Source organism: Mycobacterium sp. 1245801.1 (assembly GCF_001673055.1).
GTDB classification, from domain to species: domain Bacteria; phylum Actinomycetota; class Actinomycetes; order Mycobacteriales; family Mycobacteriaceae; genus Mycobacterium; species Mycobacterium europaeum_A.
In genome coordinates this window covers 1-18,562 of record NZ_LZKY01000251.1, presented here as the reverse complement: position 1 = coordinate 18,562, position 18,562 = coordinate 1, and the positions used below count along the sequence as shown (strand labels likewise).

The 18,562-nt window shown below is 68.8% G+C and carries 19 protein-coding genes and 2 pseudogenes; 8 read left to right on the top strand and 13 right to left on the bottom strand.

Annotation, left to right across the window (positions count from 1 at the left end; all coding sequences use genetic code 11):
* Positions 1 to 38: 38 nt before the first annotated feature.
* Positions 39 to 233, top strand: a complete 195-nt coding sequence (locus tag A5622_RS30810; protein WP_369827428.1) for a hypothetical protein — start codon at positions 39 to 41, stop codon at positions 231 to 233.
* Here the strand turns inward: A5622_RS30810 and A5622_RS16220 are convergent.
* From A5622_RS16220 to uvrC, 6 genes and pseudogenes are all read right to left on the bottom strand, one after another.
* A pseudogene (locus A5622_RS16220) lies at positions 169 to 1,044 on the bottom strand (PPE family protein); the annotation flags it as partial. The gene A5622_RS30810 and the pseudogene A5622_RS16220 sit on opposite strands and share 65 nt — an antisense overlap.
* Before the next feature lie 12 nt (positions 1,045 to 1,056).
* Positions 1,057 to 2,310, bottom strand: a complete 1,254-nt coding sequence (locus A5622_RS16215) for a PPE family protein (protein WP_066879912.1) — start codon at positions 2,308 to 2,310, stop codon at positions 1,057 to 1,059.
* 836 nt (positions 2,311 to 3,146) lie between these two features.
* Positions 3,147 to 4,124, bottom strand: a complete 978-nt coding sequence (gene whiA, locus A5622_RS16210) for a DNA-binding protein WhiA (RefSeq protein ID WP_040631623.1) — start codon at positions 4,122 to 4,124, stop codon at positions 3,147 to 3,149.
* Positions 4,121 to 5,147: pseudogene (gene yvcK / locus A5622_RS16205) on the bottom strand (uridine diphosphate-N-acetylglucosamine-binding protein YvcK). Before yvcK ends, whiA begins: the two are co-directional and overlap by 4 nt.
* Before the next feature lie 8 nt (positions 5,148 to 5,155).
* The gene (gene rapZ, locus A5622_RS16200) at positions 5,156 to 6,076 is read right to left on the bottom strand and encodes an RNase adapter RapZ (protein ID WP_066879909.1); all 921 of its coding nucleotides are present in this window, start codon (positions 6,074 to 6,076) and stop codon (positions 5,156 to 5,158) included.
* A complete protein-coding gene (uvrC, locus tag A5622_RS16195) occupies positions 6,073 to 8,028 on the bottom strand; it encodes an excinuclease ABC subunit UvrC (RefSeq protein WP_066860186.1) in 1,956 nt (651 codons plus the stop codon). Before uvrC ends, rapZ begins: the two co-directional genes overlap by 4 nt.
* 27 nt (positions 8,029 to 8,055) lie before the next feature.
* Between uvrC and A5622_RS16190 the strand changes: the two genes are divergently transcribed.
* Together A5622_RS16190 and A5622_RS16185 are read left to right on the top strand one after the other, a co-directional pair.
* Positions 8,056 to 8,379, top strand: a complete 324-nt coding sequence (locus tag A5622_RS16190) for a hypothetical protein (protein WP_066879907.1) — start codon at positions 8,056 to 8,058, stop codon at positions 8,377 to 8,379.
* Between the two features lie 104 nt (positions 8,380 to 8,483).
* Entirely contained in the window at positions 8,484 to 8,822 is a 339-nt protein-coding gene (locus A5622_RS16185; RefSeq protein WP_065074765.1) for a hemophore-related protein, read from the top strand.
* A gap of 61 nt (positions 8,823 to 8,883) precedes the next feature.
* Here A5622_RS16185 and A5622_RS16180 read toward each other — a convergent pair whose 3' ends face one another.
* Genes A5622_RS16180 through A5622_RS16165 form a run of 4 tightly spaced genes read right to left on the bottom strand, consistent with a single transcriptional unit; the run spans position 8,884 to position 11,803 of the window.
* Positions 8,884 to 9,561 carry a hypothetical protein gene (locus A5622_RS16180; protein WP_066879904.1) on the bottom strand — a complete coding sequence of 226 codons (678 nt, stop codon included), beginning with the start codon at positions 9,559 to 9,561 and terminating at the stop codon, positions 8,884 to 8,886.
* A gap of 18 nt (positions 9,562 to 9,579) precedes the next feature.
* Complete coding sequence (locus tag A5622_RS16175; RefSeq protein ID WP_066879900.1) at positions 9,580 to 10,050, bottom strand: PH domain-containing protein; 471 nt, start codon at positions 10,048 to 10,050, stop codon at positions 9,580 to 9,582.
* Complete coding sequence (gene ribH, locus A5622_RS16170) at positions 10,047 to 10,529, bottom strand: 6,7-dimethyl-8-ribityllumazine synthase (RefSeq protein WP_066879897.1); 483 nt, start codon at positions 10,527 to 10,529, stop codon at positions 10,047 to 10,049. Before ribH ends, A5622_RS16175 begins: the two co-directional genes overlap by 4 nt.
* Entirely contained in the window at positions 10,526 to 11,803 is a 1,278-nt protein-coding gene (locus A5622_RS16165) for a bifunctional 3,4-dihydroxy-2-butanone-4-phosphate synthase/GTP cyclohydrolase II (RefSeq protein ID WP_066860202.1), read from the bottom strand. The genes ribH and A5622_RS16165 overlap by 4 nt, the downstream gene beginning before the upstream one ends.
* A gap of 636 nt (positions 11,804 to 12,439) precedes the next feature.
* Here A5622_RS16165 and A5622_RS28370 point away from each other — a divergent pair.
* Positions 12,440 to 12,736, top strand: coding sequence for a hypothetical protein (locus tag A5622_RS28370; protein ID WP_231997730.1), 297 nt, complete (start codon positions 12,440 to 12,442; stop codon positions 12,734 to 12,736).
* 73 nt (positions 12,737 to 12,809) lie between these two features.
* Here the strand turns inward: A5622_RS28370 and A5622_RS16160 are convergent, their stop codons facing one another.
* Positions 12,810 to 13,292, bottom strand: coding sequence for a MarR family winged helix-turn-helix transcriptional regulator (locus tag A5622_RS16160; RefSeq protein WP_066879892.1), 483 nt, complete (start codon positions 13,290 to 13,292; stop codon positions 12,810 to 12,812).
* A 98-nt stretch (positions 13,293 to 13,390) separates the two neighbouring features.
* Here A5622_RS16160 and A5622_RS16155 point away from each other — a divergent pair, with 98 nt between their 5' ends.
* A complete protein-coding gene (locus A5622_RS16155) occupies positions 13,391 to 14,014 on the top strand; it encodes an NADPH-dependent F420 reductase (RefSeq protein ID WP_066879880.1) in 624 nt (207 codons plus the stop codon).
* A gap of 42 nt (positions 14,015 to 14,056) precedes the next feature.
* Positions 14,057 to 15,007: a TIGR03619 family F420-dependent LLM class oxidoreductase gene (locus A5622_RS16150; protein WP_156752980.1), complete on the top strand. Its 951-nt coding sequence runs from the start codon at positions 14,057 to 14,059 to the stop codon at positions 15,005 to 15,007.
* Here the strand turns inward: A5622_RS16150 and A5622_RS16145 are convergent.
* Positions 14,970 to 15,569: a riboflavin synthase gene (locus A5622_RS16145; protein WP_066860165.1), complete on the bottom strand. Its 600-nt coding sequence runs from the start codon at positions 15,567 to 15,569 to the stop codon at positions 14,970 to 14,972. The two genes, A5622_RS16150 and A5622_RS16145, sit on opposite strands and share 38 nt — an antisense overlap.
* 118 nt (positions 15,570 to 15,687) lie before the next feature.
* Here A5622_RS16145 and A5622_RS16140 point away from each other — a divergent pair, with 118 nt between their 5' ends.
* Both A5622_RS16140 and A5622_RS16135 read left to right on the top strand, forming a co-directional pair.
* Positions 15,688 to 16,395: an LppX_LprAFG lipoprotein gene (locus tag A5622_RS16140; protein ID WP_066860162.1), complete on the top strand. Its 708-nt coding sequence runs from the start codon at positions 15,688 to 15,690 to the stop codon at positions 16,393 to 16,395.
* A complete protein-coding gene (locus tag A5622_RS16135) occupies positions 16,392 to 17,972 on the top strand; it encodes an MFS transporter (protein ID WP_066879877.1) in 1,581 nt (526 codons plus the stop codon). The genes A5622_RS16140 and A5622_RS16135 overlap by 4 nt, the downstream gene beginning before the upstream one ends.
* On the opposite strand, the gene A5622_RS16130 is transcribed toward A5622_RS16135, so the two are convergent.
* A partial coding sequence (locus A5622_RS16130; protein WP_197508028.1) for a RibD family protein occupies positions 17,969 to 18,562 on the bottom strand: 594 nt, incomplete at its 5' end. The genes A5622_RS16135 and A5622_RS16130 overlap by 4 nt on opposite strands.

The following is an 18,562-nucleotide window of genomic DNA, read 5'->3' as shown; positions in this document are numbered from 1 at the left end:
GGAAGAACTTCTTCATCTATGCGCCGTGGAGCGCCGCGATGGCCAAATCGTCGCTGGGCGCCGGGCTGGCGTCGCCCGGCCACATCGCCGCCGGCATCGCGGCAAAGCCCGTATCGGCGGTGCTGGGTAACGCGCCAACAGTGGGCAAGCTGTCGGTGCCGGCTAGCTGGGCGACGCCAGCCCGGCGCCCAGCGACGATTTGGCCATCGCGGCGCTCCACGGCGCATAGATGAAGAAGTTCTTCCACTGCGAGACACCAAGGCTGATGGTGGCATTGACGACGTTGGTCCACGTCGCCTGAGTGCCGATCTGCGAAATGCTCGAATACAGCGTCTCCCAGAACGGTGCTATCTCCGTGCTCCCCGTGGCGCCCCCGATCAAGTTCTGCCAGAACTGGGTGTATTGACCGGTGAGCGAGGTGATGTAGGCCTCGATCTCCTTCAACCAGGACGACAGCGACGTCGACTCCGCCGCGGCCGCGGCGGCCGCCTGGGTCGCCGGTCCGGCGTCGTTGGTGGTGGCCGGCGCCTGCTCGAACGGCGTCAGCTCACCGGCCGATTCCGACGCGGCGGCATAACTGAACATGGCGGCGACATCTTGGGCCCACATCTGGCCGTACTCGTCCTCGGTCGCCGCGATCGCCGCATCGTTCTGCCCCAAGATGTTGGTCTGCAACAGTGTGGCGAGCAGGCTGCGGTTCGCCGCCACAGCCGCCGGCGGCACCGTGGCCGCCAATGCCGCCTCGTAGGCGGCGGCCGCGGCCCGGGCCTGAGCGGCAGTCTGCTCGGCCAGGCCTGCCGTGGTCGATATCCACGCCACGTAGGGCGCCGCCGCGGCGGCCATGGACTCCGACGATGAGCCCTGCCACGATTCGCCGACCAGTTCCGAGATCACCGATGCGTAGGAAGCCGCGGTGCCGTGCAATTCGGCGGCCAGCCCGTCCCATGCCGCCGCGGCGGCCAGCAGCGGCCCGGCGCCCGGGCCGACATAGATCTGGGTGGAGATGACCTCCGGTGGCAGCGTTGCGAAATCGCTGAAAACCATTGCCGCACCTTCCTATTTCGCGTTCGGCGGAATCACAATGACGGTGGACGTGGTCGCGATGTCGTCGACCGCCACGGCACCGGGCACGCGAACGGTTGACCCGGCGACGGCGCGGGTCGCGGTCCCGCCGACGGCGCGTCCGGCCAGGCTCGACAGGGCAGTCGGGCCGAACATGCCCTGTTGACCGTTGACGGCCATCGCGGGGGCGGCGTCCAGGATGGTCTCCGGCAGCTCGGCGGCCACCGTCCGGACCGCCGGGACCGCCGAGGCCCAGTTCGCCGGCACCGACAACGATCCGACCAAGCCGGCGCGGCCCGCGGACGCCGAAACCGTGCCCGCACTCGACAGCGCGGTCGAGCCCGTCAGGAGATCGCTGCGCAGCAGCGGCGCCAAGACCCCGCTGAGCGCTTTGGGGTGCAAGAGGGGTCCGATTCCTTGGATGCCCGTCCCGACGCTCGGGATGCTGAGGGCGATCTGGTACCAGTTCTTCGCCAGGTTCGCCACGCCGAGCGGCGTGTACGGCCCGGAGATGGTGCCCATGACGCTGTTGAAGGTCTTCAGAATCCCGGTGATGTCCGTCAGGCTCAGCGGGAGTTGAGCCGCCGCCGTTACCGCGGTCGCGTTCACCTGCGCCGCGACCGGAGCCTGCGAAACCGCTTCTGACAGTGCCGATTCCACGCCGGAGGCGGTCGACGACTGCAGCGCGGAGGTGACCGCGGCCGACTGGTCGGCCTCCGCGTTGGCGTCGGCGGTCGTCGGTGGCGCGCCGAACGGGCTGAGCCGGGTCGCGACCGCCGACGCGCCGGCATAGGCGTACATCGCGGCGGCGTCCTGGGCCCACATCTCGGCGTACTGGGCCTCCGTGGCCGCGATCGCCGCAGTGTTCTGGCCCAGCACGTTGGTCGCGATCAACGACGCCAACAATGCCCGGTTGGCCACGATCACCGGCGGCGGGACCGTGGCCGCGAAGACGGCCTCATAAGCCGCCGCTGCCGCCGTGGCTTGGGCGGCGGTCTGCTCGGCCTGCACCGCGGTGCCGTCGAGCCACGCGATGAAGGGTGCCGCCGCGCCGGCCATCGCCGTCGACGAAGGCCCGTGCCAGGAGGTGCGCAGCTCCGCGATTGCCGAACCGTACGACGCTGCGGCCGAATGCAATTCGGCTGCCAACCCGTTCCAGGCCGCCGCGGCTGCCAGTAACGGCGCCGACCCCGGCCCTGAGTAGATCCTGCCGGAGTTGATCTCCGGCGGTAACGACCCGAAATCCATGCATTCCTCCGCCTCCGGCCGTGTCGCCACCGCCGGCCCAGTCCGTACCGCCGCCAGCACATCGGCTATGAGTTTGCTGGGCGGCGGGCATGTCGTCTTGTAGACGAGACACTAGCCAGGGGTTACGAAATCGCCCTTCGCCAAGCTCGGCCGGGCTCGCCGGTGCCGCCGCGCGGGGCTGCGAGCGCCGGGAGTCGGCGGTTTGGCAAGCGCGCCGCCGATAAACCCCTCTACCTCGTGCAAATGCGGCACGGCGAGCCGGTGAATAGATGGTGAAAAGCCGAAAGGCGTGTTCCCCGGGCGGCTATTGGTGAATAAAAATCTCGGTATCACAAATTGCGTTGGCCGCAGGATTCCTTAGCCACAGGGACTGCGCGGCGGCGCGCCGCGCGACCCTCAGCACGAGGCCGCAAGCACGGAGTCACTGAGAAATAGGTGGTGGAGCACATATTCGGGGCGGTGCGGCCGATACGCCCGGGACTCATAGCGCTTTCAAAGAAATTATGCGATCTCTATGAATTTGCTACACACGAGCAGCGCGACCAATCAGCGCTTGACCGGACCCAACCGCTATTTCGGTCCCGGAATTCGTCCAGAAGAACGCTATCGAAAGCGCCGGCTCATATCCAACTTATACAAATCATTCAATTCATAGAATTCGCCGCGGCAGGGGGCGGCGGGTGAGTCACGATGGCGTGTCCGCAGCGCAGGCCCATCGTCACTGCCGACCGATCCGACATTGCGGGCCGAGGTACCGCGACGGCTCCGCGCCGCGCCCGCGACTTTGCCAGGACGGGTCGCGCTACGACGCGCTTTCGGTGTGCATCGGCACCGGCCTAAGCGTCCTCGAGGAGATCCGGCGTCACCGCCGACTCGGTGTCGGGAATGCCCTCGACCTTCGCCTTGCGGTCGGCCATCGACAGCAGCCGCCGAATTCGGCCCGCCACAGCGTCTTTCGTCATCGGCGGGTCCGCGAGCCGGCCCAGCTCCTCCAGCGATGCCTGCCGGTGCTCGACGCGCAGCTTGCCGGCCGAGGCCAAATGGTCGGGGACGGTGTCGCCCAAGATTTCCAGCGCCCGCTCCACCCGGGCCGCGGCCGCCACCGCCGCCCGCGCCGACCGGCGCAGGTTGGCGTCGTCGAAGTTGGCGAGCCGGTTGGCCGTGGCCCGGACCTCGCGCCGCATCCGGCGCTCCTCCCACACCAGCCGGGTGTCCTGGGCGCCCATCCGGGTCAGCAACGCGCCGATCGCCTCGCCGTCGCGCACCACCACCCGGTCGGCGCCGCGCACCTCGCGGGCCTTCGCGCTGACACCGAGCCGTCGCGCGGCACCCACCAACGCCAGCGCGGCTTCCGGACCGGGGCAACTGACTTCCAGCGCCGAGGACCGCCCCGGCTCGGTCAGCGAACCGTGCGCCAGGAACGCCCCGCGCCAGGCGGCTTCCGCGTCGCCGACGCTGCCACCCACCACCTGGGCCGGCAGCCCGCGCACCGGGCGGCCGCGATTGTCGAGCAGACCGGTCTGGCGGGCCAGCGCCTCGCCGTCATTGGCGACCCGCAACACGTACCGGGTGCTCTTGCGAATTCCACTGGCGGACAACACATGCACGACGGCGTTGTATCCGTAGAGTTCGAAAATGTCCTTGCGCAAGCGCCGCGCGACGTTGCCCAGGTCCACCTCGGCTTCGACGACAACGCGGCCGCCGACGATATGCAGTCCACCGGCGAACCGCAGCAGGGACGTGACCTCCGCGCGGCGGGCGCTGACCGATTTCACAATGAGGCGGCTCAGTTCGTCCTTGACTTCGGTCGTCATCGCCACGCGTCGTCACCCCTCACTTGCACCGTCGACCCGAATATCCGCGGTGGCCGTGACCGAAGACGCTCCCGGAGCCTTGTGGGCCGCCCGGACCCCGTCCAGGGCCGCCGCGAGCTTGCCTGGATCATGTAAAGGTGTACCAGGTCTGGCCACATCGGCGAAGTGGACCTCGGCCGAAAGCAGTGTGGCGGTGCGGCGCAATTGCTCGCGCTCCCGCTCGCTGGGCACCCGTTCGGCGTCGATGATGATGTCGTGCACGGTGAATCCCGGTGCATGCTGGGCCAGCACGTGCAGGTGACGCTCGACGGAGAACCCCGCCGTCTCCCCCGGTTCGGCCACCAGATTGAGCACCAGGGCGCGCCGCGCGGTGGTCGCCCGCAGCGCCGCCGCCAGTCCGGGCACCAGCACGTGCGGGATCACGCTGGTGAACCACGACCCCGGGCCCAGCACAACCAGATCGGCGGCCATGATCGCGTCGACGGCCTGCCGCGTCGCCGGCGGGTTGTCCGGCAACAGCCGCACGCGGCGCACCTTGCCCGGCGTGGTCGCGATCGCCACCTGACCGCGGATCAGCCGGAACATCCGCGGGTCGCTTTCCAGCCCGGAGACGTCGGCCTCGATCTGCAGCGCGATCGGGCACATCGGCAGCACCCTGCCCTTGACGCCGAGGATGCGCCCCAGCTCGTCGAGGGCGGCCACCGGGTCGGCCAGCACCTCGGACAGCCCGGCCAGCATCAGGTTGCCGATCGGATGCCCGGCCAGCGCCCCGCTGCCCCCGAACCGGTGCTGCAGGATGGTCGCCCACAGTCGCCCGTGCGGGCTGTCAGATGCCAAGGCCGCCAACGCCATTCGCAAATCACCCGGGGGCACCACATCCAGTTCGCTGCGCAGCCGCCCGGAAGAACCACCATCGTCGGCGACGGTCACCACCGCGGTCACGTAGGGCGTGAGCCGGCGGGCCGCCGACAGCGTCGCGTACAGGCCGTGTCCACCGCCCATCGCGACGATGCCCCGGTTCATCGGCTCGGTCATTCGCGGCCCAGATCCCGATGCAGCACCCGCACCGACAGTTGGGCTTCGCCCTTCTGGGCCTTGAGCAACTGCACCAGCGCCTCGGCGATCGCGACGCTGCGATGCTTGCCGCCGGTGCAGCCGATCGCGACCGTCATATAGCGCTTGCCCTCCCGGCGGTAGCCGTCGACGACCAGAGATAGCAATCGATGGTAGGCGTCGAGGAACTCGGCCGCGCCCGGCTGGCTCAATACGTAATCGCGCACCGCGGGGTCCTGCCCGGTGCGGGGCCGCAATTCGTCGACCCAGTGCGGGTTCGGCAGGAACCGGACGTCCATGACCATGTCGGCGTCCATTGGCAGGCCGTATTTGAAGCCGAACGATTCGACCGTGACGCTGGTGGTGGCGCTGGCGGCGCCGCCGAACGCCCGCTCGATGGTCTCGCGCAAGCCGCGCACCGACAGCGTCGAGGTGTCGATGATCAAGTCGGCGGTGGCGCGAACCGAGGCCAGCATGCGGCGCTCGGCGGCGATGCCCTCGGCCAGGGTCTGATCGCCCTGCAGCGGATGGCTGCGGCGATTCTGCTCGTAGCGGCGCACCAGCATGTCGTCCGATGCTTCCATGAACACCACGCGCGGGGCGATGTTTCGGGTGGCCAGCTCAGTGCGCACCGAGTCCAGGTCGCCGGTGAAGCCGCGCGACCGCACGTCCATCACCACCGCCAGCTGGGTGATCCGCGAGCCGGCCGCCAGACCGAAATCGACCATCCGGGTGATCAGTTGCGGGGGCAGGTTGTCGGCCACATACCAGCCGAGGTCCTCGAGCACCTTGGCCGCGGTACCCCGCCCGGCCCCGGATAACCCGGTCACCAGCACGACGTCGATACCGGCCGGGGCGTCCACCGAGGGGCCGCCCGCGAACTCGCCCGGGCCCGTCATTGGGCCGCCCTGGACTCATCGGGGGACTGCTGGGGCCGCAGCGCCTCCAGGACGGCGGTGGCGGTCGCCACACCGATGCCGGGAACGGCGGTGATCTGGTCGACGGTGGCCTCCTTGAGGCGGGCTATCGATCCGAAATGGCTTACCAACGCCTTTCGGCGATGTTCTCCCAATCCTGGCACCGAATCCAGCACCGATGCCGTCATTCGTTTGGATCGCTTGCTGCGATGGTAGGCGATCGCGAACCGGTGCGCCTCGTCACGGACGCGTTGCAGCAGATACAGCCCCTCGCTGTTGCGCGGCATGATGACCGGGTCGGGCTCCGAGGGCACCCACACCTCTTCCAGCCGCTTGGCCAGGCCGATCACCGCGACGTCGGTGATGCCGAGTTCCTCGAGCACCGCGCTGGCCGCGTTGACCTGCGGGGCACCGCCGTCGACGACGTACAAATTCGGGGGGTAGGCGAAACGGCGCGACTTTCCTTCCGCGGAAAGCATATTCGGATCGTTCTGCTCGCTCAGGTGACGGGCGAAGCGACGCCGGGTCACCTCGGCGATGGAGGCGACGTCGTCGGAGCGGCCCTGCCCGGCGGCTTCCCGGATCCCGAAGTGCCGGTAGTCCGATTTGCGCGGCAGACCGTCCTCGAACACCACCAGCGAGCCCACCACGTCGGTGCCCTGGACGTGGCTGATGTCCACACATTCGATGCGCAGCGGCGCCTCGGACAAGCCGAGGGCCTCCTGGATGTTCTGCAGCGCAGCGGATCTGGCGTTGAAGTCGCCGGCGCGCCGCAGCTTGTGTTGCTGCAGCGCCTCTTTCGCGTTGCGCTGCACGGTTTCGGCCAGCGCGCGTTTGTCGCCGCGCTGCGGCACCCGCAGCACCACCCGGGATCCGCGCAGGCCGGACAGCCAACTGGTCAGCTCGTCGGTGTTGGACGGCAGGCAGGGCACCAGCACCTCCCGCGGCACCGGGTTCACGGATTCGTCTGCGGCGCCGCCCAATTCGGCCTGCTCGCCGTAAAACTGGGTCAGGAACTGCTCGACCAGCTGTTCCTCGCCGGAATCGCCGGGGTCGGCGGACTTTTCGACGATCCAGCCGCGCTGGCCGCGGACCCGGCCGCCGCGGACGTGGAACACCTGCACCGCGGCCTCCAGCTCGTCGTCGGCGAACGCCACCACGTCGGCGTCGGTGCCGTCGCCGAGGACCACGGCCTGCTTTTCCATCGCCCGCTTCACCGCGCCCAGGTCGTCACGCAACCGCGCGGCCCGCTCGAAATCGAGCCGCTCGGCCGCGGCGTTCATCTGCTGTTCCAGCTCCCGGGCGAACCGGTCGGTCTTGCCGGACAGGAAGTCGCAGAAGTCGTCCACGATCTGGCGGTGCTGCTCCGCGCTGACCCTGCCGATGCACGGTGCCGAGCACTTGTCGATGTAGCCGAGCAGGCAAGGACGATCGATCTGCTTGTGCCGCTTGAACACTCCCGCCGAGCAGGTGCGGGCCGGAAACACCCGGGTGAGCAGGTCCAGCGTCTCCCGGATGGCCCACGCGTGCGAGTACGGCCCGAAGTAGCGCACCCCCTTGCGGCGGGGGCCGCGGTAGACCATCAGCCGGGGGAACTCCTCGTTGAGGGTGACCGCCAGCACCGGATAGGTTTTGTCGTCGCGATAGCGGACGTTGAACCGCGGGTCGAACTCCTTGATCCAGTTGTATTCGAGTTGCAGCGCCTCGACTTCGGTGTTGACCACCGTCCACTCGACCTTGGCCGCGGTGGTCACCATCTGCCGGGTGCGTGGATGCAGGCTGGCGATGTCGGCGAAGTATGACGTCAGCCGGCTGCGCAGGCTCTTGGCCTTGCCGACGTAGATGACTCGCCCGTAGGTATCCCGGAATCGGTAGACGCCGGGCTCGACCGGGATGGACCCGGGCGCGGGGCGGTAGGTGGCGGGATCGGGCACAGATCCAGGCTAGTAGCCGGCCGCGCGGTGCCGAGCGCCTCCGCCCGGCGGGAGCAGGCCCGGCGCCGCAGGCGTCCCCGGCCGGGTCTGATCGACCCCGGTTACCGCTACGAGTACCTGGACCCCGGTTCGGTCGCGGACGATCCCGGCGTCGCCGCGACGACGGCCTCGGCGCGGGGCGCGGGGCCCATCGGGTTCGCCGGCACCGCCCGGCACGCCGACGCCGCCCCCGCCGGCCTGACCACGCTCGGCGGCGCGGCGCCGGACGCCGACCCGGGCCTGCCGCTGTTGCCGAGCAGCTGGAGCCACCCAACCGAAGAAGGATCAACCGCGCAGGTAGACGACCCGTGACGGGCCCCGCGGGCGGTCGCGGCGGTTTGGACGGCTTCCGTTCTGGCTACCAAGCTTCTAGCTCAACGTTAGAGTGGGGGCAGAGCAATGGAGGGAGTCCGTAAATGATGAAGCGCTCGTTGGCCAAACTGGCCGTCACGGTGGGCGGTCTGGCATTGGCGTCGACCGCTGGTGCCGGGGTCGCATCGGCCGATCCCGATTACGGTCCGATGATCCACACCACCTGTAGCTACGACCAGGCGATGCGGGCCGTGCATGCGGAGAACCCGATGGCCGCCCAGTACCTCGACCAGTCGCCGCCCAACCAGCAGTTCTTGCAGCAGTACCTGGCGTCGTCGCCGGATCAACGGGTGAACCTGCTGCACGCGATCGAGCACAACCAGGGGGCCCAGCAGGCCCTGCCCATTTTCCAGCAAATGATGACGGACTGCACTCGGTACTGAGTGCCTCCGGCTCGGGCTTCCCGACCACAGCGCTAAATCACCAGGCGGCGGGCCGCCGCGGCTAAGCGGTGCGCCCGTCGACCTGTGCCCGGCGTTTCGCCGCCCAATCCGCCATGGGGAATCCAGGGGCGTTGTTGCAGGCCGACAGCAGCAGGGCCACGTGCGGCAGCACGGCCAACCCGTAATCGCAGGTCCAGGCCGGCTGGTTCATCGTCCACACCAGGACGCCTTCGGATGGGGTGGCGAACCCGCTCAGCCGCATCGGCGTCGCCTGGCCGTACGGCGAGATGCCCACGGCGTCGTGCCGGCACTGGGCGACGGAGACGAAATCACTCACCACCTCGTGTCGGGGGTCGAGCGCGTTGTCGTAGATGTCGACCGACTCGGCGTACGTCGCCTGATCGCTGAACTGGTACGCCGATTCGGCGTGGTCCGAGGCGCCGGCGGGTCGCAGCGGCGAGCCCTCGAACAGCAGCGCGGCCGAGCAGTCCGGTGGCCGGGCGCTGGTGAAGTAGTTGTCGCCCACCGGGATCGCGCTGGCCGCGCCGAGCGGCGTGTCATCGCCACTGTGCAGCAGCAGGTCTTGGGCATGCGCCGGCGGGCGTTGGACCGTCGTGGTCGGCGTTGCCGCGGGCTGGCCGGACGCCCGGACGGCCCGTCCCCCCACCACCACGCTGCATCCGCTGAGCGTCAGCAGGGCAACTGCGAGGACCGCGGCCACCCGTGCCTGGAGTGCCATCGGCTGATGGTACAGCGCTCAGTGTGTCTGCAGGTCCGGTCGATAGCGTGCCAGCAGCGAGCGCACGGTGTCCATGGCGGCCACCGCCCGGCCCTTGTCGACGGCCTGGATGGCCATCACCGGGATGTACTCGTCGTCGGGCAGGTCGACGCGCGCCCAACGGTGACCCACCGGAAACGACACCCCGGCAACGTCCGGCCATTCGATCAGCTTGTCGCCCAACAGGTTTCGAACCGAGACGCCGGCCGGCCCGATACGCAGCCGTGGGCGGGCGAACAACAACACAATGCCGGCGATGACCAGACCGAGCACCGCGATCGCCACCTGGTCCGAGGTCTGAAAGACCACCCCGGTGGACCCCACCTTGAGCAGCACGCCCACCGCGATGTGCGCCGCGGCGATCACGAACGCCGCCCCGTAGGCGAATAACGGTGTGCGGTGGGGACGCAGCACCGCATCCCAGGTCTCGCGGTCCGGAGGCGACGTCACGACCGAGAGCGCAACTCACGCAGGGTCAGCGCGGTGGTCAGGGCCGCCAGCGTGGCTTGGGCCCCTTTGTCCTCGGCCGACTCCGGAAGGCCGGCCCGGTCCAGGGCCTGCTGCTCGGTGTCGGTGGTGAGCACACCGTTGGCCACCGGCGTGGAAGTGTCCAACGACACTCGGGTCAGCCCCTGGGTCACCGCATCGCAGACGTACTCGAAATGCGGTGTCTGCCCGCGGATCACGACGCCCAGCGCGACGACGGCATCGTGATTGCGGGCGAGTTCCTGTGCGACCACCGGGATCTCGATCGCGCCGATCACCCGGACCACCGTCGGGTCGTCGATACCCGATTCGGAGGCCACCTTGCGGGCACCCTCAAGCAGCGCGTCGCAGATCTCGCTATGCCAGGTGCTCGCAACCAGGGCCAGGCGCAGGCCGGACGCATCGAGCGGCGCAACCTCCGGCACACCCTCGGCAGGGCTCACAGAGCACCGCCGAATTCGCCTGGCAGATGGACGGATTCGTGAAAGTCATCCAGTCCGGCCAGGTCATGGCCCATCTTGTCCCGTTTGGTCATCAGGTAGCGGATGTTCTCCGCGTTGGCGCGCACCGGCAGCGGCACCCGCTCGATGATGTGCAGGCCGTACCCGTCCAGCCCGACCCGCTTGGCCGGGTTGTTGGTCAGCAGCCGCATCGAGCGCACCCCGAGATCCACCAGGATCTGCGCGCCGATCCCGTAATCCCTTGCGTCGGCCGGCAATCCGAGCTTGAGGTTGGCGTCGACGGTGTCTTCACCGGCGTCTTGCAGCTGATAGGCCTGCAGCTTGTGCATCAGCCCGATGCCGCGCCCCTCGTGGCCGCGCATGTACAACACGATGCCGCGTCCCTCGCGGGCGACCATGGCCATCGCGGCGTCCAGCTGCGGCCCGCAATCGCAGCGGCGCGAACCGAACACGTCACCGGTCAGGCATTCGGAGTGCACCCGCACCAGCACGTCGTCACCGTCGGAGTTCGGGCCCGAGATGTCCCCGCGCACCAGCGCGACGTGTTCGACCTCTTCATAGATGCTGGCGTAGCCGATGGCGCGAAACTCGCCGTGCCGGGTCGGTATCCGGGCCTCGGCGATCCGGGCGATGTGCTTCTCGTGTTTGCGTCGCCACTCGATCAGGTCGGCGATGGTGATCATGGCGAGGTCGTGTTCGTCGGCGAAGACCCGCAGTTCGTCGGTCTGCGCCATCGAGCCTTCGTCCTTCTGGCTGACGATCTCGCAGATGGCGCCGGCGGGCTGGAGCCCGGCCAGCCGGGCCAGGTCGACGGCGGCCTCGGTGTGACCTGGGCGGCGCAATACGCCACCGTCCTTGGCGCGCAACGGAACAACGTGACCAGGCCGGGTGAAATCGTCGGCGACGCTGGTGGGATCGGCGAGCAGCCGCATCGTGGTGGCCCGGTCCGAGGCCGAAATCCCGGTGCCCACACCCCGTCTGGCGTCGACCGTGACGGTGTAGGCGGTGCCGTGCTTGTCCTGGTTCACCGCGTACATCGGCAGCAACCCCAGCCGGTCGCAGATCTCGCCGTCCAGCGGCACACAGAGGTATCCGGAGGTGTAGCGCACCATGAAGGCCACCATCTCCGGCGTCGCCTTCTCGGCGGCGAAGATCAGATCGCCCTCGTTCTCCCGGTCCTCGTCGTCGATGACGATGACGGCCTTGCCGGCCGCAATGTCGGCAACCGCCCTTTCGACGGAGTCCAACCTCGTCATCTTTGCTACCTCGCCGTCCCCGCTGCCCGGCGGGAACACTGTCGAAACGGCTCACACGAGAAGCCCACGTGTTGCATTCAGTATGAACCACGGCGACCGCGCGGTTATTGCCGCGGTTTGATCAGCGGGACGGCCTCGGATCGCGCCGCACCGCCGGGCGCGCCGGCGGCACGACCGCCTGACCACTTGCGATGAGCGCGCACGTATCTCGGCGCCACGGATCCCCGCGGCCTCTCGGGGCCAGAGCGGGCCTCGGCACCCTGGTAATCGTTGCCGGGATCACAGTTTTCGCCGCCCTTGGCCGTCGGTGCCGCCGCGATATTCGTCGCCGGAATGATAACTGCGTGATGCGAAGGAGAGGGCCCTTCCGCAAACAGGGAAGCGGCCGGCAAAATGGTGTGCCCGACCCGCGATATCGTCACCTGGTGCCAAAAATAACCCGATGAAAAGCTCCTATACACCGAAACCCTTTGCGCCAGATATGCGTTGGCTGTGCTCAAAATTTGACATGAGCAAACGACAAAGCCGGGTTTCGCCCGCATTATCGCGGGTAAATACTGCCCCATGAATACCAACACACAAACACGACCGTGGGCCCGGCTGTGCACCGGCGCGCTCGCTGCCGGCGGCTTGGCTATGTCCGCACTCGGACTGGCCACGGGCACCGCCGCGGCGGCGCCTCCTCCGCCGCCCATGGATCACCACCACTGGTGCCCGGGCGAGCAGTGGGACCCGGGCTGGGGCCCTTACCAGAACTGGAACAACTGCCGTGACTGGGACGACAACTATGGCGGCCCGGCCGGCTACGGGGCTCCGCCGTGGGCGGGACCGCCGCCCCCGCCGCCACCGTGGGCGCCGTGGGCCCAGATCGTCTGGGATCCCGGCATGAACCATTGGGGTTACTGGGAAGGCCCCATCTGGCGTCCGGTGTAATCAGCCGAGCAACCAGCTGATCCAAAGGCAGGCCGCTGCCGCGGCGCGTGACGCCGCGACTAGCGGCCTGTCGTCATGACGGCGCGGCTTCGGCCGAGGGGTCGCCGTCTTCGGCCAGGTGGCGCAAGACCCGTTCGTTGAGGGCGGCGAGCATGTCGAGCTCGGCTGGGCTGAGTAGGTCGATGAAGTTCCGGCGGACATCCGCCACGTGCTTGGGCGCCGCCTTCTCGATGGCGGCGCGGCCGGCCGGCAGCAGGCAGACCATGGTGCTGCGGGCGTCGTCCGGGTTGGGCTCCCGGCTGATCAGCCCGTCCTGCTCCATGCGGCGCACCTGATGGGAGACACGGCTCTTTTCCCAGCCCAGCGTGTTGCATAGCTCGTGGGCGGGGAGGCGGTCCCCGTCGTGCTCGGAGAGCACCGCCAAGATCTGGTAGTCGGCGCCGGACAAGCCCGATTCCTGCAGGCCCCGGTTCAGGTGCACGCTGAGCTGATGATTCGCGTGCTGGAAGGCCCGCCAGGCGCGGTCTTCGCGGGGATTCAGCCAGTTCGGTTCCATCGGTTCCCCATGCTACCGCCATTTGGTTGACGCGTCATCAAAATCCCATAAGGTGGACGAGTCAACCTTTTTTCTCGGAAGTCAGGACGGGACACCTCATGAGCGGCATCAGCATCATCGGCACCGGGAACATGGCCCGCGCCATCGGCGCGCTGGCGGTAGCGGGCGGCAATAGCGTCGAGATCATCGGCCGCGACGAGTCCAAGGCGGCCGACCTGGCCAAGGCCCTCGGGGGCGGCGCCACGACCGGAGAGTTCGGCGCCGTTCCGGCCGGCGACATCGTCATCGTTTCGGTGTTGTACGCCGACGTCGTTCCGGTCGTCGAGCAGTACGGAGACGCCCTCGTGGGCAAGGTCATCGTCGACATCAGCAATCCCTTCAACCCCGCGGCCGACGGACTGGCCATTCCCGATGGCACCTCGGTCGCACAGCAAGTCGCCAAGGCGGCCCCGGCCGGCGCCGGCGTGGTGAAGGCGTTCAACACCGTCTTCGGCGTTGTCCTGGCCCAGGGTCGACCGCTCGACGTGTTCATCGCCGGCGACGACGCGCCCGCCAAGGCGCGGGTGGCGGAGTTCATCGAGAGCCTCGGGCTGCGCCCGCTCGACGTCGGCGGCCTGAACATGGCGCACTGGCTGGAAGGAACGGGCCTGGTCATGATGGGCCTGGCCCGCCACGGGGTCGGAAATTTCAACTTCGCCCTCGGCGCCACGGTTCCCGGCTGAGCGCCCCAGTAATGGTTGATACATCATCGAAAGGATGATCCGATGAAGCTTGGCTTCGCACTGCCCATCGTCGGGCCCGCTATCAGCAGCGCGGCCGGTCTGAGCGCGTTCTGCCGTGGCCTCGAGGACCTTGGCTACGACACCGTCTGGGTCGGCGATCGACTGGTCACGCCGGTCGATATGCGCAGCACCTATCCGGGCAAAGAGCAGCCCTACCCGCCGCAGATGACGCGCTACCTCGATCCGGTGCTGCTCTGGACGGTCGCCGCGACGGCGACCAGCCGGGTGCGGCTGAACGCCAGCACGCTCAGCACCTTCTACTACGAGCCGGTGCACCTGGCCCGCCTGCTGACCACCCTCGACGTGCTCAGCGACGGCCGCCTCGACGTCGGCGTGGGGATCGGGTGGATGAAGGACGAACACGACATCGCCCGCGGCGCGGACTGGCACCGGCGCGGCCGGATGCTCGACGACCTGCTGGCGTTCCTGCGAGAGTGGTGGACGACCACCCCGGTGTCCTGGGACAGCGAGTTCTTCACGCTGCCGCCGGTCCACGCCGACCTGCGCCCGGTCCAGGCCGGCGGCCCGCCGATCTGGATCGGCGGTGCCAGCGAGGCCGCTATGCGCCGGGTCGGCCGCAGCGGCACGGGCTGGCTCGGGGTCGAGGGGCTGCAGGACGAGGTCACCGACCACCTGTGGTCGATCGCGCGCCGTGCGGCCCGGGACGCCGGCCGCGATCCGGACGCGCTGAAGACGGCCATGCGGATCAACCTCGAACCGGGCACGTCCGTTGCCGCTGTGGTCGACAAGCTCGAGCGCCTCGCCGCCTCCGGAGCCGACGAGGCGATCGTGGATGCCTTCGCGATGTTCCCCAGCCTTGACCGGATGCTCGACTTCGCCGGTCAGGTGATCACCCGGTGGTCGGCCGGAGAGCGTGCCGGCGGGACAACTCCGTTCAGCGGGTCATCAACCGCTCGACGTATTTGGCGATGACGTCGACTTCCAGGTTCACCGGCGTACCGACCGGGGCGCTGCCCAACGTGGTCAACTCGCGGGTGGTGGGTATCAGCGAGACCTCAAACCAGTCCCCCGGCTCGCTGCCCAGCCCGGACACCGTCAGCGAAATCCCGTCGACGGTGATCGAGCCCTTCTCCACGACGTAGCGGGCCACCTCGGCGGGCATCTCGATCCGCACCACTTCCCAGTGCTCGGACGGGGTCCGCGCCACGATCCGCCCGGTCCCGTCGACGTGGCCCTGCACGATGTGCCCGCCCAGCCGGCTGTTGACGGCCGCGGCGCGCTCCAGGTTCACCCGGCTGCCGACCTGCAATTCGCCCAGGTTGGACCGGTTGAGCGATTCGGCCATCACGTCGGCGGTGAACTGACCGCCGGGCAACAGCTCGGCGACGGTCAGGCAGACGCCGTTGACGGCGATCGAGTCGCCGTGGCCCGCGTCGGCGGTCACGACCGCGCCGCGGATGGTCAGCCGCGCCGCGTCGGAAAGGACGTCGCGAGCCGTCACCTCGCCGAGTTCCTCGACAATCCCGGTAAACATCCCCCTAGGCTAATTGGCCCACTCCCAGGCGGATGAGCAGGGCAAACACCGGCGCCCGCGCGACACCGGGACCCCGCGTTCGTCAGGGCAGTCACCGGCACCCTCTACGATGCAGAGTATGCAGACCCGCCGCCGTCTATCGGCCGTCATCGCATCCCTGACCCTCGCCACCGCCTTGATCGCCGGCTGCTCGTCGGGCTCAAAGCAGAGCGGCGCACCGCTTCCCGACGCCACGACCCTGGTCAAGCAGTCGGCCGACGCCACCAAGAACGTGAAGAGCGCGCACATCGCGCTCAGCGTTCAGGGCAAGATCCAGGGGTTGCCCATCAAGACGCTGACCGGTGACCTCACCACGGCACCGGCCACCGCCGCACAGGGAAACGCCACCATCACCCTGGGCGGGTCCGACATCGACGCCAACTTCGTGGTGCTCGACGGGACCCTGTACGCCACCCTGACCCCGAACAAGTGGAGCGACTTCGGCAAGGCCGCCGACGTCTATGACGTCTCGGTGCTGCTCAACCCCGACAGTGGGCTGGGCAACGCGCTGGCCAACTTCACCAACGCCAAGGCCGAGGGCCGCGACAACATCAACGGGCAGAACACCATTCGCATCAGCGGAAACGTCTCGGCGGACGCGGTGAACAAGATCGTTCCGCAGTTCAACGCGACGCAACCGGTGCCGAGCACGGTCTGGATCCAGGAGTCCGGTGACCACCAGCTCGTCCAGGCCAACCTGCAGAAGAGCTCGGGCAACTCCGCCCAGATCACCCTGTCCAACTGGGGCGAGCAGGTTCAGGTCACCAAGCCCCCGGTGAGCTCGTGACCGCTGAGACCGAGGCCCCGGCCGGGCGCCACACCGGGCGCCGCGTAGCGATCAGCGCGGGCAGCCTGGCGGTCCTGCTGGGCGCCCTGGACGCCTACGTCGTCGTGACGATCATGCGCGACATCATGACCGACGTTCACATCCCGATTAACCAGCTGCAGCGCATCACCTGGATCATCACGATGTACCTGCTGGGCTACATCGCCGCCATGCCGCTGCTGGGCCGGGCCTCCGACCGGTTCGGGCGCAAGCTGGTGCTGCAGGTCAGCCTGGCGCTGTTCATCGTCGGCTCGGTGGTCACCGCGCTGGCCGGTCACTGGGGCGACTTCCACCTCCTGGTGGGCGGCCGCACCATCCAGGGCGTGGCCAGCGGCGCGCTGCTGCCGGTCACCCTCGCCCTGGGCGCCGACCTGTGGGCGCAGCGCAATCGCGCCGGCGTGCTGGGCGGCATCGGGGCCGCGCAGGAGCTCGGCAGCGTGCTGGGCCCGCTGTACGGGATCTTCATCGTCTTCCTGTTCCACGACTGGCGCTACGTGTTCTGGATCAACGTCCCGCTGACGCTGATCGCCATGGTGATGATCCAGTTCAGCCTCCCGTCGCACGAGCGGGTGGAGGAGCCCGAAAAGGTCGACCTGGTCGGCGGTGTGCTGCTGGCGGTCGCCCTGGGCCTCGCCGTGATCGGCCTCTACAACCCGCAACCCGACGGCAAGCAGATCCTGCCCAGCTACGGACTGCCGCTGGTCATCGGCGCGGTCGTGGTCGCCGCGCTGTTCCTGATCTGGGAGCGGTTCGCACGCACCCGGCTGATCGAGCCAGCGGGCGTGCACTTCCGCCCGTTCCTGGCCGCGCTGGGCGCCTCGCTGTTCGCCGGTGCCGCGCTGATGGTGACGCTGGTCGACGTCGAGCTGTTCGGCCAGGGCGTGCTGGGGCAATCCCAGACGCAGGCCGCCGGCTTGCTGCTGTGGTTCCTGATCGCGCTGCCGATCGGTGCGGTGCTGGGCGGGTGGATCGCCACCCGGGTCGGTGACCGGATCATGACCTTCGTCGGGCTGCTCATCGCGGCCTACGGCTACTGGCTGATCCACTTCTGGCGCCAGGACGTCATGAGCCAGAAGCACAACATCTTCGGGGTGTTCAGCGTGCCCGCGCTGCACGCCGACCTGCTGGTCGCCGGGGTGGGCCTCGGCCTGGTGATCGGGCCGCTGACCTCCGCCGCGCTCCGCGTGGTCCCGTCCGCCCAACACGGCATCGCCTCGGCGGCCGTGGTGGTGGCCCGGATGACCGGCATGCTGATCGGCGTAGCCGCGCTCAGCGCGTGGGGCCTGTACCGGTTCAACCAGATCGTGGCGGGCCTGACGGCCGCGATCCCGCCCAACGCCACGTTGCTGGAGCGCATCGCCGCCCAGGGCACCATGTACCTCAAGGCCTTCGCCCAGATGTACGGCGACATCTTCTCGGCCACCGTCGTGATCTGCATCGCCGGAGCGCTGCTGGGCCTGCTGATCGGCGGCCGCAAGGAGCACGCCGAGGAGCCGGAAATCGCTGAGCCGCAAGCCGTCTCGCTGGGAGAGCGCTAGCCCCTGCGCGGCACCAGGCTGAGCACCACGTCGGGCCCCACCCGGTCGATGCCGTCGAAATGCCAGCGCAGCGCCCGTGCGATCGTGGTCACCCCCACGTCGTCGACCGCGGTGACGGGACCACCCAGCAGGGTCGGCGCGACGTAGGCCAGGATCCGGTTCACCACCCCGGCCCGCAGGAAGGCGCCCGCGAGGGTCGGGCCGCCTTCCAGCAGGACGTCGGTGCGGTCCGCGACGGCCTTGAGCACCTCCATGGGGTCGTGCGTGCGGATCAGCATGGTTCGCGAATCGTCGTTGAGAACCTTTGCCTCCGAAGGTATTTCACGCATCCCGACGACCACCCGCAGCGGTTGCCGGCCGGCCAGTGAGCCGTCGGGCAGCCGGGCGGTCAACGCCGGGTCGTCGGCCAGCACGGTGCCGGTGCCCACCACGATCGCGTCGGCCGCCGCGCGGCGCCGATGCAGGTCCAGCCGCGAGGCCTCGCTGGAGATCCATTGGCTGGAGCCGTCCGCGGCCGCGCTGCGGCCGTCGACGCTGGCGGCGTATTTCCAGGTCAGGTGCGGCAGCCCGGTGCGTTGCTTGTGCAGCCA